This is a genomic window from Caulobacter sp. B11 (assembly GCF_002737765.1).
Taxonomy (GTDB): domain Bacteria; phylum Pseudomonadota; class Alphaproteobacteria; order Caulobacterales; family Caulobacteraceae; genus Caulobacter.
Genome location: NZ_PEGG01000087.1, coordinates 1 through 5698 on the forward strand (window position 1 = coordinate 1; position 5698 = coordinate 5698).

A 5698-nucleotide genomic window follows, 5' to 3' on the forward strand; every position below is an offset into this window, starting at 1 on the left:
GCAAAGCTCGGGATATAGGCCTGAGCGATCGCAGCGGCGGGCGTTCGTCGCTCTCGCCGCGATGCTTCCAAGCACGACCAAGCGGCGCCAGGGAGACTTGGCGCCGCTTTCGTTTTCGCCGACCAGACGAGCCCGATTCATGGCGATTGATCTTGATTTCGCGCCCGACGCCGCGCGCGCCCGCGCCCTCAATGCCCGGATGAATCGCGAGCTCGCCGACAGCCTCGCCTATGTCTCCGACGCGGCCCGCGGCCAGTTGCCGTTCGACGAGGCCGGGCTCGGCGGCGTGATCGCGGCCCTGCGCAACGGCGAGCCGTTCGCCCCCGGGGTCTTCGCGCGCTACTATGCGCTGGTCAACGCCATCGGCGCCGAAGACGATTCTGCGGCCGTCGCCCTGTTCGGCGAGCTGGCGCGATCGCGGGCCGTTCCCGCCACCCTGCAGATCGTCGCCCTGGACGACCAGGCCCTGGGCGAGGAGGGGGCGCTCTATGCACGGATGATGAACGCTGAGGCGGGGCTCGATATCGCCTTCGCCGCGCCGAGCGCCCAGGTGTCGGCGGACTTTCGCCTGCGCCTGAACGACGGCCTGGCGCTCCTTGACCGCGCCCTCCCCGACTTGGCGGGGGAAATTCGCGCCATTGTCCGGCAGATCGTGATCGTCGGCAGCGATCCGACCAAGGTGATGCAGTTCGACGGCGGATCGCACTACCAGCTCTGGGGAGCCCTGTTTCTCAACGGCTCCTACCATCCCGACCCGGTGGCGGTGGTCGAGGTCTTGGCGCACGAATGCGCCCATAGCCTGTTGTTCGGCTTCTGCACCGACCAAGCCCTGATCGAGAACGACGACGAGGAGCGGTTCGCCTCGCCGCTGCGCCCCGACCCGCGGCCGATGGACGGGATCTATCACGCGACCTATGTCTCGGCGCGCATGCACTGGGCGATGACGCGGCTGGCCGCCGACCCGCTGCTGGCGCCCGAGGCGCGCGAGCGGGCCCTGGCGGCGGCCCGCGCCGACCTGGTCAATTTCGACGCGGGCTACAGCGTCGTCGCCGAACATGGCCGCCTGACCGGGCTGGGCCAGGGCCTGATGGCTTCGGCCCTGGCCTATGTCGACGCGGCGCGCCGATGATCTATTTCGTCAGCACCAGGGCCCACAACTACGCCCATCGCGTGCTTGGGGAGCGCCCGTGGGTTAACCGGGTCAGCTATGCAAGGCTGCTCGACAAGGACAGCCTGCCGGCGGCGACCTACATCTTCAGCGATTTCGACCGACTGGGATTTTGGGAGCTTGAGCGCGCGGCCCACGTCTATCGGGGTCTGAAGGCCGCCGGCTGCCGTGTGCTCAATGATCCGGCTCGCGCCCTGCAGCGTCTGGCCCTTCTGCGGCGGCTGCGGCGCGACGGCATCAACAGCTTCAACGCCTGGCCGGCCAGCGACGCCGACCTGGTCGACGCCTTCCCGGTGTTCCTGCGCACGGCCAGCGCCCATCGCGGCAATCTCACCGAGCTTCTGCCGGACGCCGCGTCCCTGGCCGCGTCCCTCGAGACGCTGCTGCGCGAGGGCTATCCGCTCAGCGACCTGATCGTCGTGCAGTACCGCGCCGCGCCCATCCACGGCGACGTCTTCCGCAAGCTGGCCATGTTCCGGGTCGGCGAGGCGATGATCCCGGCTGTCAGCGTGCATGAGCGGCACTGGACGGCGAAGTATGGCCAGGACGGAGTGGCCGGTGAGCAGGCCTATCTGGACGATCTGCAACAGGTGCGAACCGCGCCGCACGCCCAAGCCATCCGGCGCGCTTTCGAGGCGGCCAATATCGACTATGGCCGAGCGGACTATGGGCTGGTCGACGGGCGGCCGGAAATCTACGAGATCAACACCAACCCGACGATCGGCCGCCGGGACACGCCGCATCCGTTCGCCGCCCGCCGGGAGGCGCAAGCCCTGTCCAGCGATCTCTATTTCAAGGCGGTCAAGGCCCTCGACGCTCCAGCGCCCGGCGTGCTGTTCCGGGCCCAGCGACCGGCCCTGCTCAATACGCCGGAAATGGCCGGCGGCGTGCCGCCTTATGAGTGGACGCCGTGAAGTGACAGGTCCGGCCCGGCCGAGGGCCAGGCCGGACCTGTTGTCCGCCGCCGATGGCGGTGCGTTTTAACGGGTTCCGCTCAGTTCCTGAACTTCTTCGAAGGTGCGCAGGCCGGGGCGCTGGGCGCAGACCAGAACGCCCATGTTGCCGGGCAGATGCTGGTTGGCGAGCATCTTCTCGTGGGCGGCCGGGATGTCTTCCCAGGGGAAGACTTCCGACAGGCACGGGTCGACCCGGCGGTCGATGACCAGCTGGTTGGCGGCGCTGGCCTGCATCAGGTTGGCGAAGTGGCTGCCCTGGACGCGCTTCTGGCGCATCCACAGGAAGCGGGCGTCCATGGTCAGATTGAAGCCGCTGGTGCCGGCGCAGATGGCCACCATGCCGCCGCGCTTGACCACGAACACCGAGACCGGGAAGGTCGCCTCGCCCGGATGTTCGAACACCAGGTCGACGTCCTTGTTGCCGGTGATCTGCCACAGGGCTTTGCCGAACTTGCGGCTTTCCTTCATGTAGTCGCCGAACTCAGGGCCGTTGACCTTGGGCAACTGGCCCCAGCAGTTGAATTCATTGCGGTTCAGCACCGCCTTGGCGCCCATCGACAGCACGAATTCGCGCTTGTCTTCGGAGCTGACCACGCCGATGGCGTTGGCCCCGGCCACGGCGGCCAGCTGAACGGCGAACACGCCCAGGCCGCCCGAGGCGCCCCAGACCAGCACGTTCTGGCCGGGCTTCAGCTCATGCGGCTGGTGACCGAACAGCATGCGATAGGCGGTGGCCAGGGTCAGCACATAGCAGGCGCTTTCCTCCCAGGTCAGGTGCTTGGGACGCTGCATCAGCTGGCGCGACTGCACCCGGCAGAACTGGGCGAAGCTGCCGTCCGGCGTCTCGTAGCCCCAGATGCGCTGGCTGGTCGAGAACATCGGGTCGCCGCCGTTGCACTCCTCGTCGTCGCCGTCGTCCTGGTTACAGTGGACGACCACCTCGTCGCCCGGCTTCCAGCGTTTGACCTTCTTGCCGACCGCCCAGACGATGCCCGAGGCGTCGGATCCGGCGATGTGGTAGGGATGTTTATGGCCATCCAGCGGGCTGATCGGCTCGCCGAGCGCGGCCCAGACGCCGTTGTAATTGACGCCGGCGGCCATCACGAGCACCAGCACCTCGTCCTCGCCGATCGTCCAGGTCGGCACCACCTCGACCTGCATGGCCTGGGTGGGCTTGCCGTGGCGGTCCTTGCGGATGCTCCAGGCGTACATGTTGGCGGGCACGTGGTAGGCGGGCGGAATCTCGCCGATCTCGTAGAGATCCTTCACGTCGGTCTTGTCCAGCGTCGCGGTGGTCATGTCACTCCCCGTTTCCTTCGGCGCTGCAACAACGCCCGAAAGCTCAACTCGGCTGCGCGCGGCCCGGTCAAAACGGTGAAAACACCTCGCCAGGCCATCATTATGGCGCTCGGAGAAGGTAGTTCGACCCCGAAGCGGCCTAAGCTGAGACAACTGTTTGAAAGTGGCAAGCGGAAACTTGTGCGACGCAGCATAAGGCGGCGCCTTGTCGCGGTCCGGCCAGAAGCGGCTGGTCACGGCGCGGCCGATCGGCGAGGCTTGGCCATGGCTCCGACCCTGCACATTTCCAGCCCCGCCCCCGCGATCCGACTGCTGGCGCTCGACGCGCCGCCCGCCAACGGCCTGGGGATGGCGCTGCGAAGGCAGCTGTCCGAGGCCGTCGAGGCGATCAACGCTGACCAGACCGTGCGGGCGGCGGTGCTGACCGGCCGCAACGGGGCGTTCTGCGCCGGCGACGACCTGCGTGAGGCGGCCGGACGCGGCGACGGCCAGCTGGCGGCCGTCCTGGGCTTCAATCTGCTGATGGACGAGATCGCGGCCTGCCGGGTTCCGATCATCGCCGCCATAGACGGCTGGTGCCTGGGCGGGGGACTGGAGCTGGCCCTGGCCTGCGACGTCCGTCTGTGCAGCGACCGGACCAGCTTCGCGGCGTCGGGGGTCAATATCGGCTTGATGGCCTCGGTCGCCCGGCTGCCAAGATTGATCGGCGAGGGCCGGGCCAAGGCCCACCTGCTGACCGGGGCGAACTTCGATGCGGCGCGGGCCCTGGCCGATGGCGTCGTGACGGGGGTGCATGCCGCTGACGCCCTGCTTGCCGAAGCCCTGGGCCTGGCCGAGCGGATCGCCTCGCGCGCGCCGTTGTCGGTCGAGGCCGTCAAACGGGCGGTGGCGGGAGAGGCGGTCGACGTGGCCGCGCTGGTGGCCAGCGCCGACCATGCCGAGGCCGTCGCGGCTTTCATGGCCAAGCGTCCGGCGGTGTTCGGCCGGCGCTGAAGCCCAAACCGTCCGCTGTTTGATCGACCGCAAGGCCGGGCCCCAGCCCCTGATGCAGGGTGGGCCCGTCGCCGTCTTGGGCGACGCCTTTCTCGGGAAGTCTGAGCCATGAGCAACACCCCTCACGAACTGCATGAAGAGTTCCCGCAGGACCTCGACCGGATTCACGCCCTGAAGATCCACGATCAGGCCTTCGCGGCGCTGCTCGAAGGCTACAATGAGGTCAATCGCACCGTGCACCGCATGGAGACCGATATTGAAACCGTCGCCGACAATGTCCTGGAAGGGTTCAAGAAGCAGCGGCTGGACCTGAAGGACCGCATCGCCGCCGCCCTCGCCAAGCTGGCCTAGAGCGCCTGAGGCGAAAGTATGTGCGGTTTCGTCGCCCGAAACCGCACTAACCTCCTGAACGTAAAGTATCCGGGTCGGCTCATTCGAAACTGACCCGGAAAGGCTCCAGGCGCAGGCCGCTGGTCGCCATCCCGAGGGTGGTGTCTGGGCGTCAAAGGCCCAGCGGCGGCCCGCTTCGCCTTTGCGATGTTGCGCTGCAGCAAGTCCCGGTTCATGATCGACGGTAATCAAGAACGCATAGTCGGGAAGCGCAGGATGTCAGCCAAGCCGTTCCAGCACGCGCCGGACGCGCCGTGGATTTCCGCACCTATGCGGGCCATTCCACGGCCGAAAAGTCCAACACCCTGTACCGCGCCAACCTGTCCAAGGGCCAGACCGGCCTGTCGGTGGCCTTCGACCTGCCCACCCAGACCGGCTATGACGCCGACCACATCCTGTCGCGCGGCGAGGTCGGCAAGGTGGGCGTGCCGATCAGCCATCTGGGCGACATGCGCACCCTGTTCGACCAGATCCCGCTGGAACAGTCCAACACCTCGATGACCATCAACGCCCCGGCCGCCTGGCTGCTGGCGATGTATGTGGCCCTGGCCGACGAGCAGGGGGCCGACCGCAAGCTGCTGCAGGGCACGACGCAGAATGATCTGATCAAGGAATATCTGTCGCGCGGCACCTACATCTTCCCGCCCGGCCCCAGCCTGCGGCTGATCGGCGACATGATCGCCTGGTGCTATATCGAGGTTCCCAAGTGGAACCCGATGAACGTCTGCAGCTATCACCTGCAGGAAGCCGGGGCGACGCCGGAGCAGGAGTTGGCCTTCGCCCTGGCCACCGCCATTTCCGTGCTCGACACCGTGCGGGCCGGCGGCCAGGTGCCCGAGGAAGACTTCGAGATCGTCGCCCTCGGCGGATCAGCTTCTTCGTCAATGCCGGG

General features: G+C 67.5%; 5 protein-coding genes and 1 pseudogene. 5 read left to right on the forward strand and 1 reads right to left on the reverse strand.

The annotated features are described in order from the left end of the window. Positions 1–139 precede the first annotated feature (139 nt). Entirely contained in the window at positions 140–1129 is a 990-nt protein-coding gene (locus CSW58_RS05145) for an HEXXH motif-containing putative peptide modification protein (RefSeq protein ID WP_099446569.1), read from the forward strand. Further along, positions 1126–2082: a hypothetical protein gene (locus CSW58_RS05150; protein WP_099446570.1), complete on the forward strand. Its 957-nt coding sequence runs from the start codon at positions 1126–1128 to the stop codon at positions 2080–2082. Before CSW58_RS05145 ends, CSW58_RS05150 begins: the two co-directional genes overlap by 4 nt. 66 nt (positions 2083–2148) lie before the next feature. Here the strand turns inward: CSW58_RS05150 and ccrA are convergent, their stop codons facing one another. Continuing rightward, positions 2149–3423, reverse strand: a complete 1275-nt coding sequence (ccrA, locus tag CSW58_RS05155; RefSeq protein WP_099446571.1) for a crotonyl-CoA carboxylase/reductase — start codon at positions 3421–3423, stop codon at positions 2149–2151. Between the two features lie 264 nt (positions 3424–3687). Between ccrA and CSW58_RS05160 the strand changes: the two genes are divergently transcribed. From CSW58_RS05160 to CSW58_RS05170, 3 genes and pseudogenes are all read left to right on the forward strand, one after another. After that, on the forward strand, positions 3688–4416 hold the full coding sequence (locus CSW58_RS05160; protein ID WP_099446572.1) for an enoyl-CoA hydratase/isomerase family protein: 729 nt from the start codon (positions 3688–3690) through the stop codon (positions 4414–4416). 108 nt (positions 4417–4524) lie between these two features. Beyond that, on the forward strand, positions 4525–4767 hold the full coding sequence (locus CSW58_RS05165; RefSeq protein WP_099446573.1) for a YdcH family protein: 243 nt from the start codon (positions 4525–4527) through the stop codon (positions 4765–4767). Between the two features lie 255 nt (positions 4768–5022). Beyond that, positions 5023–5698, forward strand: a pseudogene (locus CSW58_RS05170) (methylmalonyl-CoA mutase family protein); the annotation flags it as partial.